The organism is Roseobacter sp. (assembly GCF_039970775.1).
GTDB lineage: Bacteria > Pseudomonadota > Alphaproteobacteria > Rhodobacterales > Rhodobacteraceae > Roseobacter.
In genome coordinates this window covers 135,265-151,077 of record NZ_JBDVLG010000063.1, presented here as the reverse complement: position 1 = coordinate 151,077, position 15,813 = coordinate 135,265, and the positions used below count along the sequence as shown (strand labels likewise).

At 56.4% G+C, this 15,813-nt stretch carries 17 protein-coding genes; 6 read left to right on the top strand and 11 right to left on the bottom strand.

The window, feature by feature from the left end; all coding sequences use genetic code 11:
- Positions 1-88: 88 nt before the first annotated feature.
- Positions 89-913, bottom strand: coding sequence for an ABC transporter permease (locus ABJH13_RS17070; RefSeq protein ID WP_348407417.1), 825 nt, complete (start codon positions 911-913; stop codon positions 89-91).
- Positions 914-1,032: 119 nt separating this feature from the next.
- On the opposite strand from ABJH13_RS17070, the gene cysQ reads away from it, so the two are divergent.
- The 6 genes from cysQ to ABJH13_RS17040 all read left to right on the top strand — a co-directional run bounded on the left by cysQ (position 1,033) and on the right by ABJH13_RS17040 (position 7,818).
- Complete coding sequence (gene cysQ, locus ABJH13_RS17065) at positions 1,033-1,830, top strand: 3'(2'),5'-bisphosphate nucleotidase CysQ (RefSeq protein WP_348407416.1); 798 nt, start codon at positions 1,033-1,035, stop codon at positions 1,828-1,830.
- Complete coding sequence (locus ABJH13_RS17060; protein WP_348407415.1) at positions 1,830-2,630, top strand: manno-octulosonate cytidylyltransferase; 801 nt, start codon at positions 1,830-1,832, stop codon at positions 2,628-2,630. Before cysQ ends, ABJH13_RS17060 begins: the two co-directional genes overlap by 1 nt.
- A 252-nt stretch (positions 2,631-2,882) precedes the next feature.
- A complete protein-coding gene (gene galU, locus ABJH13_RS17055) occupies positions 2,883-3,776 on the top strand; it encodes a UTP--glucose-1-phosphate uridylyltransferase GalU (RefSeq protein ID WP_348407414.1) in 894 nt (297 codons plus the stop codon).
- 43 nt (positions 3,777-3,819) lie between these two features.
- The gene (locus ABJH13_RS17050; protein ID WP_348407413.1) at positions 3,820-4,932 is read left to right on the top strand and encodes a glycosyltransferase family 2 protein; all 1,113 of its coding nucleotides are present in this window, start codon (positions 3,820-3,822) and stop codon (positions 4,930-4,932) included.
- 202 nt (positions 4,933-5,134) lie between these two features.
- Positions 5,135-6,121 carry a glycosyltransferase family 2 protein gene (locus ABJH13_RS17045; protein WP_348407527.1) on the top strand — a complete coding sequence of 329 codons (987 nt, stop codon included), beginning with the start codon at positions 5,135-5,137 and terminating at the stop codon, positions 6,119-6,121.
- Entirely contained in the window at positions 6,118-7,818 is a 1,701-nt protein-coding gene (locus ABJH13_RS17040) for a beta-1,6-N-acetylglucosaminyltransferase (protein WP_348407412.1), read from the top strand. Before ABJH13_RS17045 ends, ABJH13_RS17040 begins: the two co-directional genes overlap by 4 nt.
- Positions 7,819-7,828: 10 nt before the next feature.
- Here ABJH13_RS17040 and ABJH13_RS17035 read toward each other — a convergent pair whose 3' ends face one another.
- The 10 genes from ABJH13_RS17035 to ABJH13_RS16990 form a co-directional block, all read right to left on the bottom strand.
- Positions 7,829-8,293 (bottom strand): PTS sugar transporter subunit IIA, encoded by a 465-nt coding sequence (locus tag ABJH13_RS17035; RefSeq protein WP_348407411.1) that lies wholly within the window; start codon positions 8,291-8,293, stop codon positions 7,829-7,831.
- Positions 8,294-8,336: 43 nt separating this feature from the next.
- The gene (raiA, locus tag ABJH13_RS17030; RefSeq protein ID WP_348407410.1) at positions 8,337-8,903 is read right to left on the bottom strand and encodes a ribosome-associated translation inhibitor RaiA; all 567 of its coding nucleotides are present in this window, start codon (positions 8,901-8,903) and stop codon (positions 8,337-8,339) included.
- Positions 8,904-9,154: 251 nt separating this feature from the next.
- Positions 9,155-9,913: an LPS export ABC transporter ATP-binding protein gene (gene lptB / locus ABJH13_RS17025; protein WP_348407409.1), complete on the bottom strand. Its 759-nt coding sequence runs from the start codon at positions 9,911-9,913 to the stop codon at positions 9,155-9,157.
- Between the two features lies 1 nt (position 9,914).
- Positions 9,915-10,403 carry a lipopolysaccharide transport periplasmic protein LptA gene (gene lptA, locus ABJH13_RS17020; protein WP_348407408.1) on the bottom strand — a complete coding sequence of 163 codons (489 nt, stop codon included), beginning with the start codon at positions 10,401-10,403 and terminating at the stop codon, positions 9,915-9,917.
- Positions 10,404-10,406: 3 nt separating this feature from the next.
- Positions 10,407-11,018: an LPS export ABC transporter periplasmic protein LptC gene (gene lptC / locus ABJH13_RS17015; protein ID WP_348407407.1), complete on the bottom strand. Its 612-nt coding sequence runs from the start codon at positions 11,016-11,018 to the stop codon at positions 10,407-10,409.
- A gap of 6 nt (positions 11,019-11,024) precedes the next feature.
- Entirely contained in the window at positions 11,025-11,987 is a 963-nt protein-coding gene (locus tag ABJH13_RS17010) for a KpsF/GutQ family sugar-phosphate isomerase (protein WP_348407406.1), read from the bottom strand.
- The gene (locus tag ABJH13_RS17005; RefSeq protein ID WP_348407405.1) at positions 11,984-12,598 is read right to left on the bottom strand and encodes a ribonuclease D; all 615 of its coding nucleotides are present in this window, start codon (positions 12,596-12,598) and stop codon (positions 11,984-11,986) included. Before ABJH13_RS17005 ends, ABJH13_RS17010 begins: the two co-directional genes overlap by 4 nt.
- Before the next feature lie 100 nt (positions 12,599-12,698).
- A complete protein-coding gene (locus tag ABJH13_RS17000) occupies positions 12,699-13,385 on the bottom strand; it encodes a PAS domain-containing protein (RefSeq protein ID WP_348407404.1) in 687 nt (228 codons plus the stop codon).
- A 239-nt stretch (positions 13,386-13,624) separates the two neighbouring features.
- Positions 13,625-14,758: a Gfo/Idh/MocA family oxidoreductase gene (locus ABJH13_RS16995; protein ID WP_348407403.1), complete on the bottom strand. Its 1,134-nt coding sequence runs from the start codon at positions 14,756-14,758 to the stop codon at positions 13,625-13,627.
- The gene (locus tag ABJH13_RS16990) at positions 14,755-15,813 is read right to left on the bottom strand and encodes a sugar phosphate isomerase/epimerase family protein (protein ID WP_348407402.1); all 1,059 of its coding nucleotides are present in this window, start codon (positions 15,811-15,813) and stop codon (positions 14,755-14,757) included. Before ABJH13_RS16990 ends, ABJH13_RS16995 begins: the two co-directional genes overlap by 4 nt.

The window sequence follows — 15,813 nt, the reverse complement described above, 5'->3', positions numbered from 1 at the left end:
TAGATAATATGTGAATATGCGGCGGAGAAAAGCGCCTAAGTTTTATCAAAATCAAAACTTCAACCTATGATTGAATTTCCGGAGCGATTTAGCGGCGCGCATTCCAGCTGATCGAGGCGTGGCGGCGTGTGTAAAATTCGCCCATCAATCCAATTGTGAGCAGCACAACGCCGACCCATACGGCATAGCGCCAGTCGCTGTAATGCGGGTTGTAGTTGATAAAAACAAAGCCGCGGGCTTGATCGATTGCGTGAAACAAAGGGTTCCAGTCAAACAGAACCAGCAACGACCCGGGCAGGCTATTTGCGACCACCATTTTGCCCGAGGCGATCATATTCGCGCGCCTGTAGACTTGTGTGAAAATATCTACAAATTGCGGAAACCACGGCTTTATTCCCAATAAAACGATGCCCAAAGCAACGCCGGTGAACCAAGAGATCATCAACATCCCAAAGGCGGCGGGGGGGTGTTCGATGACGACCGGGTTAACCGCCACATGATACCCCAGCAGGATAATGCCCAACGACAGGACCTGCACATAAAGCGCACCAATCGCAGCAGATGCGATGGCGATGATCGTGTTCATGGGGGCGTGTTGCATCATCGGGCTGGCCGGGCCTTCGGACCCGACGACGGCTCCCATGGCTTTGGTATGGGTCATAAACAGGAAAATGCCCGACATAATATAGAGCAGGAAATCACCGCGAATGGCGGAGCCGCGCAGCCCCAAGATTGTGAAGATAAAAAAGAACACCAACACAAAAATGAGCATCTGCAGAACATTTATAAAAATCGCCATAAAGGCGTTGTTGTGGCTCTTGCGTATTGATCTGACGGTGGCGTGATAGACCAGCACCATGAGGGTAAGCGCCGAGACCAGCCCGCTGTCTTTCCTTGGAGTTGCTTGAAACATGACCGTTTTGCCTTGTGATGAATGCAACTGTCTCACGGAATTCTTGCTGTTCCGTTAGAGGTTCATCATAAGGGTCCTCGTTTTCAACATCAACGATTGTGCAGCGAGCGGGTATAAACATGGATTACGATAAATTGGTCACAGTGATGCGCCGTCTATCGATCGAGGCGGGCGCCCGGATCATGGAGATCTACGAGGCCGATGATTTTGACGTAAAGGTTAAGTCAGACGACAGCCCTGTTACCGCAGCGGATGAGGCAGCGGATGCGTTGATTTCGGCCGGTCTGCGCGCGGCGTTTCCCGATGTTATGCTCGTGACAGAAGAACAATCCGACACCCACAGCATTTCGGGCGATACGTTCCTTATCGTTGATCCGCTTGATGGGACCAAAGAATTCATCCACCGCCGCGGTGATTTCACTGTGAATATCGCCCTTGTCGAAGGCGGTGTGCCGACGCGGGGTGTGGTCTTTGCGCCGGCCAAGGGGCGGATGTTTTATACCGATGCCGCTGGGCAATCTGTCGAAGAAACCGGTGCGTTGGCCGTTGATCAGGTGGGTCCGACCCAGAAGATCTCTGTTTCGGATGCGCAAAACGACGCGCTGATGGTGGTTGCGTCGAAATCGCACCGGGATCAGGCGACGGATGACTACATTAACAAATACGCCGTCAAGGATATGAAAAGCGCCGGATCTTCGTTGAAATTCTGCCTCGTCGCAACCGGAGAGGCAGACCTATACCCACGCGTCGGCCGAACGATGGAATGGGACACGGCGGCGGGTCACGCGGTTCTGTCCGGGGCTGGTGGCGTCGTGGTCCGTTTTGATGACCTGACGCCCTTGATGTATGGCAAGGATGGGTACGCCAACCCGTTCTTTATCGCGGCTGCACCGTCTGTTGTATTGAAAGATAGCTGATGTCAGTTTTGATCGTGATCCCCGCGCGTTACGCCTCCACCCGGTATCCGGGCAAACCCTTGGTGGGGTTGAAAGGGGCGTCCGGCCAATCCCGCAGCCTGATCGAACGCAGCTGGCGGGCCGCACAAGAGGTCACGGGGGTTGCGCGCGTGGTGGTTGCCACCGACGACGACCGGATCAAGGATGCCGCCGAAGCCTTTGGCGCAGAGGTGGTCATGACCTCGCCAGATTGGATGAACGGGACAGAACGTTGCGCTGAGGCGCATGCGGTTTTGGGCGGAGGGTACGACACCGTTGTGAACCTGCAAGGCGACGCGCCGCTGACGCCGCATTGGTTCATCGAAGATCTGGTCAACGGTTTGCGCGACGCACCACAGGCCGAAATCGCGACGCCCGTGTTGCGGTGTGACGCCGCCACGTTGAACGGGTTGCTGGACGATCGTAAGGCGGGGCGGGTTGGTGGCACCACGGCGGTTTTTGATACCGCACACCAAGCGCTCTATTTCTCCAAAGAAGTGATCCCGTTTTCATCTGCGACCTATGCGGATGATGATGAAACGCCGGTTTTCCACCATGTCGGGGTCTATGCTTACCGCCCAGACGCATTGGCGGCCTATCCCACGTGGGCCACAGGACCTCTGGAACGCCTTGAAGGGTTAGAGCAATTGCGGTTTATGGAAAACGGTCGTTCGGTCTTATGCGTCGAAGTCGCCGCCAAAGGTCGTCATTTCTGGGAACTGAATAACCCGCAGGATGTGCCCAAGCTTGAGCGTATGATGGTCGAGATGGGCATTGATTGACGCCAAAATGAGACAGATTTGGGCAAGTAAACCCCCCAATAGCTCAAATATTGCAACAGATTGTTGGAAAGCTGCCGAAAATCATACAGCTGTGGCGTGTATGCTGGCGGCCCCCAAAGATATTTTGTAGGGTTATACTACGATGCGAATGAAATCGCTTTATGTGGCAGCTCAGTCGTGTTTTCGACGCAATTGGGCGCTATGTAGCATCGCACGGGGTGTGATTTTGGATTTAAGAGTGAGGGCAATAGTATGAACCGCAAAGTAACGAAGGCGATTTTTCCGGTGGCAGGAATGGGAACGCGGTTTTTACCCGCGACCAAATCGGTCCCCAAGGAAATCATGACACTGGTTGACCGGCCATTGATCCAATATGCGATCGATGAAGCCCGTGCGGCAGGCATCAAAGAGTTCATTTTCGTAACCTCCCGCGGCAAGGGCGCATTGGAGGACTATTTTGATCACGCGCCACAGTTGGAGCAAGAACTGCAAAGAAAGGGCAAAACCGATTTGCTCGAGGTTCTTGAAAACACCAACATGGACAGCGGCGCGATTGCATATATCCGCCAGCACAAAGCGCTGGGCCTGGGTCATGCGGTCTGGTGCGCGCGGCGTTTGATCGGCGACGAACCCTTTGCCGTGATCCTCCCAGACGATGTGATCGCGGCTGACAAGCCATGTTTGCAGCAAATGGTTGAGGCCTACGCGGAAACGGGTGGCAATATGGTCGCCGCAATGGAAGTCGCACCGGAAAAGGCGTCTTCTTACGGGGTGTTGGATGTTTCCGAAGACATGGGGTCGATGGTGAAGGTTCGGGGTATGGTCGAAAAGCCCAAAGCCGAAGAAGCGCCATCTAACCTTGCTGTGATCGGGCGTTATATTCTGTCGCCGTCGGTGCTGACCAACCTCAACACGATGAGCTCTGGGGCCGGTGGAGAGATCCAGCTGACGGATGCAATCGCAGAAGAGATCAACAATACCGGCAACGTGTATGGGTATCGGTTCCGGGGTCAACGGTTTGATTGTGGGTCCAAATCTGGGTTCTTGCAGGCAACCGTGGCCTTTGGCCTCGAACGGGAAGACCTGCGCGAAGACCTGTCAGCTTACCTGAATGACGTGGTCAGCATGGGTAAAGCTGCCGAATAAACCGCGACATTTACACAAGACATGACGGCGCAAGGGGCATCCTTTGCGCCGTTTTTGTGGCACCACGCAATTTTCGGTTGGCGCAACACATCATTCGCGCAATATGGCGATGCAGTTCAGTGTTTTCAAAGGGGACCTTGTGGTGCTGTCCTCACTTTTATCCAGATACAAGCACCGGCTTCGGCGCAAAAAGATGCTGTGGCGGGCGTTTCGCAGCCGGCACCAGTTGTCAGCGCTGCAAAACCAGACCCGTGTTATCGCGCGTGATGATATCTTGATGTTCGCCTGCGTGCGCAACGAAGCCCTGCGTTTGCCGTATTTCCTGAAGCATTACCGCGCTTTGGGGGTGCGGCACTTCTTGATCGTCGACAACGGCAGCGATGACGAAACGCTGTCGTTGTTACAGGGTCAACCGGATGTGTCGCTTTGGTCAACGGGCCATAGCTACAAGGCGTCGCGGTTTGGGATGGACTGGCTGAACTGGCTGTTGATGCGCTATGGGCGCGGGCATTGGACGGTGACGGCCGATGCAGATGAACTGTTGATATACCCCGATTATGACCAACGTGCCTTGCCTGAACTGACCCAATGGATGGAACGCCGCGGGCAGATGATGATGGGCGCGATGATGCTGGATCTTTACGCCAAGGGCCCCACCGACGAGGTAAAATACGTCGCTGGCGATGACCCGACGCTGGCCCTACCATGGTTCGACGCCTACGGGTATTGGGTGCAAAAGTACCCCAAACTTGGCAATGTTTCACTACAGGGCGGGCCACGTGCACGATGCTTTTTTGCCGAAGACACCACCCGAGCGCCGACGCTCAACAAGACCCCGTTGGTCAAATGGCGTCGTCGCTACGTCTATATGAATTCGATGCATGACGCGTTGCCCACTTGGTTGAACGAGACCTACGATACCGGCAATGGCGAACCGGTGAGCGGGGTGTTGTTGCACAGCAAATTCCTGCCCGATGCAGCCGCGCGCGCCCGCCAAGAACAGATCCGCAAGGAACATTTTTCAAATTCGGCGCTGTATGATGATTACTACGGCGCGGTGGCAAAAAGCCCTGATTTATGGGCGCCAGAATCGCTCAAATTTTCTGGCTGGCGGCAATTGGTACGACTGCGGTTGATGTCACGTGGCGATTGGTAGTGTTGTAAGTTTCACACACTTAGATCAAAGCCCTTAATATAATTTCGAAAATGGCATCTTTCGGCAATAAAATGTCTGTAAGCCAGCGTTAACCAGAAAACGTTACGTGTAAGAGTGCCGGATAACGGGGAGGGAGCCTTGAGCTGCGTGTGCCGGAAGCCGGGAGAAGGGTTGAGATTTGGGAGTTCTGAAATCCTACCGGATGCGATGGGCGCGCAAGCGTCTGCGGTTTCGGGCCCGTCGCGTGGGTCGGAAGCTTACCCCGGTTGCTGATCGAACGTCTAACCTACAACCTGATGATATCATTCTGTTTTCGGTAATGCGCGACGAAAATCTGCGGTTGCCTTATTTCCTTCAGTATTACCGTGATCTGGGGGTTTCGCATTTCTGCATCGTAGACAATGACAGCACAGACGGGTCGGCCGATTATCTGGCGGGCCAACCTGATGTGTCGCTCTGGCACACCGGCGCCAGTTATAAAGCCGCGCGCTATGGTGTCGATTGGTTGAACGATCTGCAAAGCAGATATGCCCATGGTCATTGGTGTGTGGTCGTCGACGCGGATGAATTTCTGATTTATCCGTTCTGCGATACACGTCCGTTGCACGCCTTGACCGATTGGCTTGATAGCTGTGAGATCAAGTCGTTTTCGACGATGTTGTTGGACATGTATCCCAAAGGCCGGCTGGTGGACCACAGTTATCAGCGCGGCCAGAACCCGATGGACATCACCGGCTGGTTTGACAGCGGTAACTACACGGTTAGGCCCGGCCCAATCTATGGTAATCTGTGGATTCAGGGTGGTCCGCGCAGCCGTGTGTTTTTCGACAATCAACCCCGGCGCGCCCCGGCATTGAACAAGATCCCGTTGGTTAAATGGGACAGGCGCTACGCCTACGTGAATTCGACTCATATGTTGCTGCCAAGCGCGCTAAACCGTGTGTACGATAGCGCCGGTGGCGAAAAGGCATCGGGGATTTTGCTGCACGCCAAGTTTCTTGATAATTTCACGGCCAAGGCCGCCGAAGAGGTCGTGCGAAACCAGCACCATGCCGACCCAGATCAGTATCGGACCTATGTCAACGAAATGTCGGGGGACCTGCAGCTTTGGTGCAAGTGGTCCGAAAAATATATCAACTGGCGCCAGCTTGAGATCCTTGGCCTGATGTCCAAAGGAAACTGGGCATGAGCGTCGGCGTCGTCATGTTGGTGCACACTGCGCTGGTTCGCGCCGAACAGGTTGTGCGCCATTGGGCGGATGCAGGATGCCCGGTGGTTGTGCATGTGGATAAACGCGTCCCGCAGGACACATACGCCGCGTTTGAAAGCGCGTTGGCGGCTGTTCCAAACGTGTCGTTCTGCACGCGATATCGCTGCGAATGGGGGACCTGGGGCATTGTTGCGGCGACGCAGGCAGCAGCGGGCCATTTGTTAGCGCAGCATCCCGATGTGGGTCACGTGTACCTGGCGTCTGGCGCGTGTCTGCCGTTGCGCCCTGTGAATGAATTGGTCGCATATTTGGCGGCACGCGCACAGACAGATTTCATTGAAAGCGCCACAACATCGGACGTGCCATGGACGATCGGCGGGCTGGATGCCGAACGGTTCACCCTGTGGTTTCCGTTTTCGTGGAAACGTCAGCGGTTTTTGTTTGATCGCTATGTCGCATTGCAGCAGCGGCTGGGGCTGAAACGCCGGGTGCCTGCAGAATTGCGCCCGCATATGGGGTCACAATGGTGGTGCCTGACCCGAAATACGCTATCTGCGATTTTGAACGACCCGAACCGTGCGCGGTTCGATCGGTATTTCAAACGCGTTTGGATCCCCGACGAAAGCTATTTCCAAACCCTTGCCCGCCTGCATGCGGTGCGCATTGAAAGCCGGTCACTGACGTTGTCCAAGTTTGATTTTCAGGGCAAACCCCACATCTTTTATGATGACCACCTGCAACTGCTGCGCCGGTCGGATTGCTTTGTCGCGCGCAAAATTTGGCCGCGGGCAGACGGCCTTTATGACGCGTTTCTGGCCGAACCTGCCCGTGCTTTGGCGAAAAAAGAACCAAGTCCGGGTAAAATTGACCGCATTTTCTCCAAAGCTTTAGAACGACGCGCACGAGGTCGTGCGGGTCTTTGCATGCAAAGCCGCTTTCCCGCAAAGAACCGCGATATCGCACCGACAGCCGCGCCCTATTCGGTGTTACACGGGTTTTCCGAATTGTTTGAAGATTTCGAAGGGTGGCTGTCCAAAACGATCCATGGTCGGGTGCACGGGCATTTGTTCGCCCCGGATCAGGCGCATTTTGCTGATGGTGAAGCGATCATAAACGGTGCTTTGTCCAACAATGCCGTACTGCGGGACTATAACCCCAATAGCTTTTTAAGAAATCTGATCTGGAACACACGCGGTATGCGCCAGTGTTTTCAGTTTGGGCCCGGCGACAATCAGGCGATCACAGAGATGATGATGCGGGATCCAAACGCGCATATCTGTGTGATCAGCGGCGCGTGGGCGGTTCCGTTGTTCCGGTCAAACGCCAATTTTGCGGATCTGCGCAGGACAGCGGCGGGGTTGCAAAGAGTGGAGAGCGTGCATTTGGATCGGCTGCGCAAACCCAGCGTAAAGGCCCGCGTTCGGATCTGGACAATGACAGATTTCATCGAAGCGCCGATGGAACCATTGCAAACTGTCCTCGAGCAGTTCGGTCCGCAAGGTCAGTCGCGCCTGTCCGAAGTACCCCGCATGGTGGATTTGGATGGGTTTGGGCAGTTTCTGCAAAACCTCAAAAACCAAGGCATGCATCCGTATTTGATGGGGGATTTCCCGGTCGACTCCACAGCCGAACAGCATGATCAGGACAAACCGCCAAAGCCCTACCTTATCCGATAAATCGAACAGGTTACGCGGCTTGTTCGGCCTCGCCAGATGTCAAAATGGTATGAAGCGTGGCCGCATTTGGATTGGCGCGCAGCTTGGTGCAGATGCCGGGGTCGCGCAGGGTCCGCGACACCAGTGCCAGTGCCTTTAGGTGTTCCACACCGGCGTCTTCCGGGGCAAACAACGCAAAAGCGATATCAACAGGTTGCCGATCTACTGCATTGAAATCAATCGGTTTGTCCAGCAATACAAACGCGCCGACCACTGACGTCAACCCGCCTAGGCGCGCGTGGGGCAAGGCAATGCCATGCCCAACACCCGTCGGGCCCAAGGCTTCACGCTCCAACAATGCGTCCAGAACATCACCAGATTTCATGCCATAGGCATGCTCTGCAAGATCACCAAGATCATGCATCAGCCGCTTTTTGCTTGAAGAGGCGGTCAATACCTTCACCGCCTCTGGTTTGAGGAGTTTGTTAAAATCCATACTGCTCGCACTGTTTGTGAGACGGTTACGCCTCAGAGAAATCCTATTGCGGGTCTATCCAACCGATGTTTCCGTCATCCCGACGGTAGACAACATTCAAACCCTCTTTGCCTTCGTTTCTAAAGACCAGAACAGGCGCTCCTGCGAGCTCCATCTGCATCACGGCCTCACCGACCGACAAGGATGGGATTTTTGTTTCCATCTCTGCCACGATAATCGGCTGCAATGTCTCTGGCTCCTGAGACTCCGCGTCCGCATCTGATGCGAGGATATAAGAGGATGCGCCGTAGATTTCAACCGGTTCGACCCGATCTTTGTGGTGGTCCTTCAATCTGCGCTTGTATCGTCGCAGTTGTTTTTCCATTTTCTCACAGCACCCATCGAATGCAGCGTAGATTTCTGTCTGGTGTGCTTTGGCTTGTGCGGTCAACCCGGTGGACAAATGAACGGTCGCTTCACAGACAAACTCGTGCCCCGACTTAGAGAACACCACCACTGCTTCGGTCGGGCGTTCGGCGTATTTTTGAACCGACACGCTCAACTCATCCTTTACGTGGGTTTGTAGAGCTTCGCCGATGTCGATTTGTTTGCCGCTGATTTGATACCGCATAGTCACTCCTTGATGTGGTCGACCCTGCACCAACGCGCCGGGGGGGTTGTCCCCTCCGGTGCATCGTTTCAGGATCGTGGAAAATAGCCAAATACCCGATGCTGATCGTCGGTACCCTGCCAAGCAAGCCGATGTGGGGTCAGACAAAGACTGGTAAAAGCCATATCAGCATTGAGCCCGAAAACAGGTACCAGAGTCAAACAAAAGCCGGATGCATTCGCTTAAAAGTGTTTTTATGCTGGTGGGCTCGTTCAGGAAATCTTGAAGTTGTCGCCAAGATAAACGCGGCGCACGTTTTCGTTCTCGACGACCTCGTTTGGGGTGCCCGACATCAAAACGCGGCCTTCGTGCAAAATATAGGCCCGGTCCACAATTTCGAGCGTTTCCCGCACGTTGTGGTCCGTGATCAAAACGCCGATGCCCCGTTTTTTCAGATCGGCAACAAGATGCCGGATATCCCCAACCGAGATCGGATCAACCCCCGCGAAAGGTTCATCAAGCAGCAGGTATTTGGGGCTCGCAGCCAAACACCGCGCGATTTCTACACGCCGCCGTTCGCCCCCAGACAAGGCCAACGCGGGCGCACGTCGCAGATGTTCGATGGAAAATTCGCTAAGCAGTTCTTCGAGGCGTTCGCGTCTTTTGTGCCGGTTGGATTCGGTGATGTCGAGGATGGCGCTGATATTGTCTTGCACAGACAGCCCGCGAAAAATGCTCATTTCTTGCGGCAAATAGCCAATGCCCAGCCGCGCGCGGCGATACATGGGCAAGGCGGTGATGTCTTGACCATCGACCACGACGGTGCCGCCCTCGGGCGTGACCAACCCGGCCACGGCGTAAAAGGTTGTGGTTTTGCCGGACCCGTTGGGCCCCAACAATGCCACGACCTCTCCGCGGTTGAGATGCATCGAAAAGTCACGAATGACGGTCTTTTTACGGTAGGATTTGCGCAAATGATCAATGCGCAACCCGGCAGAACCGTCCGAGACCGTCAGGGTAGGGCGCGCCATGTTAGTCGCCCGTCTGCAGGATTGTTTTGACAGACCCGGACATTTTCGCGGTGCCACTGTCGAGATCTACGGTCATGCGGTCAGCCGTCAGCACCTGCGGCCCTTGGCTAAGCAACACATTGCCGGTCATCACGATGACACCGTCACGCACATTATAATCGGCGCGCTCCGCTTCGGCTGCATCTGGCCCAGAGACCAGCGTGACACTGCCGGTGGCTTCCATACGTTCGATGCCCTTGGTGTCTTCGGGGTAGACTACCAACAACCGGTCTGATGACAGGCGCATCACGCCCTGACCCACGACGACATTGCCCGTAAAGACCGCCTGCCCGGTTTCTTGATCGACAGATAGATTTTCAGCTGTGACTTCGACAGGCAGATCGGGGTCCTGCTTGACCGCGCCAAACGCGATCTGGGTCCCTTGGGCAAATGTTGCGGTTGCCAAGGTCAATAAAACCAACGGGAGCACGATAAATCTTGTTATTTTCACGGGTCAGTCTTCCACCTGTTTTGGGTCGTATACCAGCTTCACGCCACTTGTGAAAACCAATTGGGCCGCGCCACCTGTTTGCGGGGTGGATAAGTGCATAGAACCAGCAACCAGTTCGCCCCCGGGCGTTGTGCCGAACACTGTGTCGGGCGATCTTACGTCCAAAACGGTGACCCGCGCAGATATGGCTTGGCTGGTCATAACATACCCCTGTGAGGTGGTGACGACGACATTCCCTGTCAAGTTAGCAACGTCTTCACCGACGTCAATTGATGCGGTGTCGGATGTCACGTTTATGACGGCACCTGCATGGGTTTCGATCTTTACGAAAACGTCTTTGGCTTGGGTGGCGCCTGTAATGCCTCTGGGGCTTGTCACAGTGTCGGCCACAAAGGCGATTTGATCATTGTCGGGGGTGGTGCCGGAATAGTACGGCCCCGAAATCTGCTGGTTCAGCAGCCGGTCTTGCACTTCGGTGTCGGCAAAGGGGATCGCGTCGGATGGGTCCACGACCCGCGACAGCAAAAACAAGGTAGACAGCAACGCCAGCGCGGCCAGCGGCAATGCCACCTTGAGCCAAGCCACTGCGCGTGAATAGCGGTCCCCCCCTCTCATGGTGGATCACCCCAACCCGACGCGCAGGCAGTCGTGAATGCGGATCAAGCCCAGTGGTGTGGGTTGGCCAGCAGGGTCCATCACAAACAGGCTGGTAATCTCGCGGTCCTGCATCATGGCCACGGCTTTTTGGGCCAATGCGCCGGGGGCGATGGTGACGGGGGATGCCGTCATGACGTCTGCCGCCGTTAGGGACAAAAGCCCATCCATATGGCGCCGCAAATCGCCATCGGTGATAATTCCGGCCAGATGGCCAGAGGCATCTTTGATGCCAACAACGCCAAACCCCTTGCGGCTGATCTCGATCAAGGCGTCCGACATAGGTGTGCTGGGCGCAATCAGGGGCAGTTGGTCGCCCGTGTGCATCAGATCGGACACGCGGCTCAACTGCGCGCCCAATTTGCCGCCGGGATGGAAGGCGCGAAAATTCTCAGGGGTAAAGGCGCGATGTTCCATCAGCGCAACCGCCAGCGCATCGCCCATAGCCAATGTCATGGTCGTTGAGGTGGTGGGCACAACGCCGGTGCCGCAGGCTTCGCCCAAGCGAGGCAATAGCAAAACCACATCGCATTCGCGCCCTAGGCTGGACCCCGCAACGCTGGTGATGCCCAGCAGCGGGATGTCAAACCGCCGCGAATATACGATCAGATTGGCCAACTCAGGCGCCTCGCCCGAATTTGAAATCGCCAGAACGACATCGGCGCTGGTGATCATGCCCAAATCACCGTGGCTGGCCTCGGCGGGGTGTACGAATTGCGCGGGCGTGCCGGTGCTGGCCAGTGTCGCGGCGATTTTACGCGCGATATGCCCCGATTTCCCGATGCCGGTGATGATCACTCGACCCTTAGCGTTTAACAGCAGATTGATCGCGTCCCCAAAGGTGTCCGTCAGCCCCTCGGCCAAGGTGCCAAGAGCGTCGGCTTCTGCGCGGATCACCCGGCGGGCGGTATCAAGAAAGGTGTCACTCATGAGTGTGCAAAAATATCCGTATCAGGCCAACCGGCTAGGTCCAGTTGCGCGCGGGTTGGCAGAAAGTCGAAACACGCCTGCGCGGTGTCCATCCGGCCCTCGCGTTGCAACATGGCGTTGAGCGCATCGCGCAGTTTATGCAGGTGCAGAACGTCTGACGCGGCATAGTCGATCTGTGCGGGGGTCAAGGTTTCGGCACCCCAATCGCTGGATTGTTGTTGTTTTGAAATGTCGGTTTGCAGCAGCTCTTGCAGCAGTTTGGCCAGGCCATGGCGGTCGGTGTAGGTGCGCACCAGGCGGCTGGCGATTTTGGTGCAATAGACGGGTGCAGCCGTCACGCCAAAGGCGTTGTGCATCGCGGCGATGTCAAAGCGCCCATAGTGGAACAGCTTCAGCACCTTCGGATCAGCCAGCAGCGCGCATAGGTTCGGGGCGTCGGTTTGCCCTTTGGCGATCTGCACCAGATGCGCTTTGCCGTCGCCGCTTGAGAGTTGGACCACGCACAGCCGGTCACGATGCGGCCTGAGCCCCATCGTTTCGCAGTCAATTGCTACCATCGGCCCAAGGTCCAGATTATCAGGCAAGTCATTTTTGTAAACGCTGTGTGTCATGCTTCCCTATAGCTTGCCTTGGGCGCTTGTGAAAGCATGGGTTGGGGGGAAAGACCGGCATGATTTGGCCACCCAAGGCGGTGCCAAACCCGGCAGATGGTTAGCCTTTGGCAAGCGCGGTTTCGCACAAAGCGCGCAGCGTGCTTTCGCCGACATCGCCCTTTTTGATGGCGCGGGTCGGGGGTTTATGCGGGTCAGCCCGGCGAATGGTTTCACGGATATCCTCAACCGACCGCTGCACGGTCCGGCAGATCCCGCAAAGCTGATCCACGCGGGACGTGCTATTGCTGTTGAACAGTCCCTGTTGGTGTGCGGTTTCGAACATCGAGACCAGGTTCTGCAATTGCATATCGGCCAGCGCAGAGAAATAGCGGACGTTGTCATAGGTCATCTGCGTGCCGGCTTTCGCGGCGTCGATGGCCAAGGGCAGGCCGGTTCCTACCACGCGGTCGCCGCCCGAAGCGAGAGGAACGTGCTGAATTGTTGTGTCCCATTGCTTTATACCGTCGGGCAGGGTCAGCGTGACGAGGTACCGCAGGGGCGCGCGGTTGTGGGCGCATTCGACGTAATGGTCTATCAGAATGTCGGCTTCGGAGCGGGGTAAGATTGACCTTATAGATACGCCTTTGAGGGCGGCCGGTTCCAGACCGCTGGCCGTGGCATGGGCTTGGTTGATACATACGACCTTGAAGTCACTCGTTGCAGAGGCGCGGTCGGCGGCAAACATCGGGACTGAGAATTGGCCCAGAATGGCCGCGAGCTTGTCTGCGGAGCTGGTGTCTAACATTTGGCCTCTCAATCATTTGGACGCTAAGTTTTACTCAGAATAATTGCCGAGAGGTTTCCAAACTAAAGCGGGTTTTCGGTAGATTTTAGACATGCTGCAACTGCGAAATGATGCGCCCCTATGCAGGCCCATGTTTGTCTTTAAGTACAAGTAGATACCCGTGAAAATATCACCCCACAGGTATCCTGATTTGCGTAGAAAACACATTGTTTTCAATCTGTAACCAATGCGGAATATGGTTAATCAGGCAAGGTCACCCACGCGGCATTGCGCGCCGACGACCGCACGCAGGCATCAATAAAATGCATGCCGCGTAACCCGTCGTCGAGGGTTGGGTAGGTGACGTCGCTGGCCGGCGGCTGCCCGTCGCGTTGCGCCACAATAGCATCTGCCGCCTCGCTGTAGATATTGGCAAATCCCTCTAGGTAGCCTTCGGGGTGGCCGGGGGGCACGCGGCTGAGACGCGCGGCGGCGTCGCCTGCACCTGCGCCATTGCGGGTGATAACGCGCTTGGGTTCGCCAAAGGGTGTGTGCCAAAGGGCGTTGGGATCTTCCTGCGCCCATTCCAACCCGCCCGTTTCGCCATACACGCGGATCCGCAGTGCGTTTTCATTGCCGGGCGCGACCTGACTGCACCACAGCATGCCTTTGGCCCCGCCGTGAAACCGCAGCATCACGTGGCCGTTGTCATCCACGGGTCTGCCGGGGACAAATGCATCCAGATCAGCGGCGAGGCTCGCGACCTCAAGCCCAGTGACAAACCGCGCCAAATTATGTGCGTGGGTGCCGATGTCGCCGGTTGACCCGCCCGCGCCAGACCGCGCGGGGTCTGTGCGCCATTCGGCCTGTTTGAAATCCTGCGCGGTGGTCAGCCAGTCTTGGGGGTATTCCACCTGCACCACACGGATCTTGCCGATATCGCCAGCCGCGATCATCTCGCGGGCATGGCGCACCATCGGATAGCCGGTGTAATTATGCGTCAGCACAAACAGCGCGTTTGAGGCCTCTACGGCCGTGGCCAGCTTGCGCGCGTCTGCCATTGTCGAGGTCAGCGGCTTGTCGCAGATCACATGGATGTCGCGTTTCAGAAACTCGCGCGCGGCGGCGAAATGCATGTGGTTGGGGGTGACAATGGCGACCGCTTCGATGCCATCTTTGCGGCGCGCCTCGCGGATCGCCATCTGTTTGAAATCATCGTAGACGCGCGGCAGCCCCAACGCCGCACCAGAGGCGCGCGCCTTTTCGGGTGTCGACGACAGCGCCCCGGCAACCAGTTCGTACCGGTCGTCCAGCCGGGCCGCGATGCGGTGCACGGCCCCGATAAAGGCGTCGTTTCCGCCACCGACCATTCCCAATCGAATACGGTTTGTCATGATGATAGCCCCAACATTTTGCGGTTTGTGGCGTCGTCTGCACCACCATCTGCGAAATCATCAAAGGCGCGCTCGGTCACGCGGACGATGTGATCCTTGACGAATTGCGCGCCTTCGCGGGCGCCGTCTTCGGGGTGTTTCAGGCAGCATTCCCATTCGACCACGGCCCAGCCATCAAAGTCATTCGCGGCCATCTTGGAGAAAATGCTGGCGAAATCGACCTGCCCGTCGCCCAAGCTACGGAACCGCCCGGCACGATCAACCCAAGGTTGGTATCCCGAATAAACGCCCTGCCGACCCGTTGGGTTAAATTCGGCATCTTTGACGTGGAACATCTTGATCCGGTCTTTGTAGATGTCGATGTGATCGAGATAATCCAGACATTGCAGCACGTAATGCGACGGATCATACAGCATGTTGCAACGCGCATGATTGTCGACCCGCTCGAGGAACATTTCAAAGGTCACACCATCGTGCAGGTCTTCGCCGGGGTGGATTTCGTAGCAGATGTTTACGTCGTTGTCTTCGGCGTGATCCAACAGGGGGCGCCAGCGTTTTGCCAGTTCGTCAAAGGCAGTTTCGATCAGCCCGGCGGGGCGTTGCGGCCACGGGTAGATATAGGGCCAGGCCAATGCGCCGGAAAACGACACGTGGTTCTTGATGCCAAGGTTGGCCGAGGCGCTGATGGCTTTCATCACCTGATCTACGGCCCATTCTTGTCGGGCCTTTGGGTTGCCGTGCACGGACGGGTGGGCAAAGCCATCAAAGGTGGTGTCATAGGCGGGATGCACCGCGACCAACTGCCCTTGCAGGTGGGTCGATAGTTCCGTGACCTCTACGCCGTTTTCGGCCGCTTGGCCCTTGAAGGTGTCGCAATAATCCACGCTGGTGGCGGCCGTGTCCAAATCAAACAGGCGGGCGTCCCAGCTGGGCACCTGAACGCCCTTATAGCCACAGTCGGCTGCCCATTTGGTGATGGCGCCCCACGAATTAAATGGCGCGTCGTCGCCTGCGAATTGCGCTAGAAACAGCGCCGGTCCCTTGATGGTTTTCAT

Excerpts from the sequence above, each read along its gene's own strand:
- ABJH13_RS17070 (WP_348407417.1), bottom strand. The coding sequence starts at position 913 with ATGTTTCAAGCAACTCCAAGGAAAGACAGCGGGCTGGTCTCGGCGCTT.
- cysQ (WP_348407416.1), top strand. The coding sequence starts at position 1,033 with ATGGATTACGATAAATTGGTCACAGTGATGCGCCGTCTATCGATCGAG.
- ABJH13_RS17060 (WP_348407415.1), top strand. The coding sequence starts at position 1,830 with ATGTCAGTTTTGATCGTGATCCCCGCGCGTTACGCCTCCACCCGGTAT.
- galU (WP_348407414.1), top strand. The coding sequence starts at position 2,883 with ATGAACCGCAAAGTAACGAAGGCGATTTTTCCGGTGGCAGGAATGGGA.
- ABJH13_RS17045 (WP_348407527.1), top strand. The coding sequence starts at position 5,135 with ATGCGATGGGCGCGCAAGCGTCTGCGGTTTCGGGCCCGTCGCGTGGGT.
- ABJH13_RS17040 (WP_348407412.1), top strand. The coding sequence starts at position 6,118 with ATGAGCGTCGGCGTCGTCATGTTGGTGCACACTGCGCTGGTTCGCGCC.
- ABJH13_RS17035 (WP_348407411.1), bottom strand. The coding sequence starts at position 8,293 with ATGGATTTTAACAAACTCCTCAAACCAGAGGCGGTGAAGGTATTGACC.
- raiA (WP_348407410.1), bottom strand. The coding sequence starts at position 8,903 with ATGCGGTATCAAATCAGCGGCAAACAAATCGACATCGGCGAAGCTCTA.
- lptB (WP_348407409.1), bottom strand. The coding sequence starts at position 9,913 with ATGGCGCGCCCTACCCTGACGGTCTCGGACGGTTCTGCCGGGTTGCGC.
- lptC (WP_348407407.1), bottom strand. The coding sequence starts at position 11,018 with ATGAGAGGGGGGGACCGCTATTCACGCGCAGTGGCTTGGCTCAAGGTG.
- ABJH13_RS17010 (WP_348407406.1), bottom strand. The coding sequence starts at position 11,987 with ATGAGTGACACCTTTCTTGATACCGCCCGCCGGGTGATCCGCGCAGAA.
- ABJH13_RS17005 (WP_348407405.1), bottom strand. The coding sequence starts at position 12,598 with ATGACACACAGCGTTTACAAAAATGACTTGCCTGATAATCTGGACCTT.
- ABJH13_RS17000 (WP_348407404.1), bottom strand. The coding sequence starts at position 13,385 with ATGTTAGACACCAGCTCCGCAGACAAGCTCGCGGCCATTCTGGGCCAA.
- ABJH13_RS16995 (WP_348407403.1), bottom strand. The coding sequence starts at position 14,758 with ATGACAAACCGTATTCGATTGGGAATGGTCGGTGGCGGAAACGACGCC.
- ABJH13_RS16990 (WP_348407402.1), bottom strand. The coding sequence starts at position 15,813 with ATGAAAACCATCAAGGGACCGGCGCTGTTTCTAGCGCAATTCGCAGGC.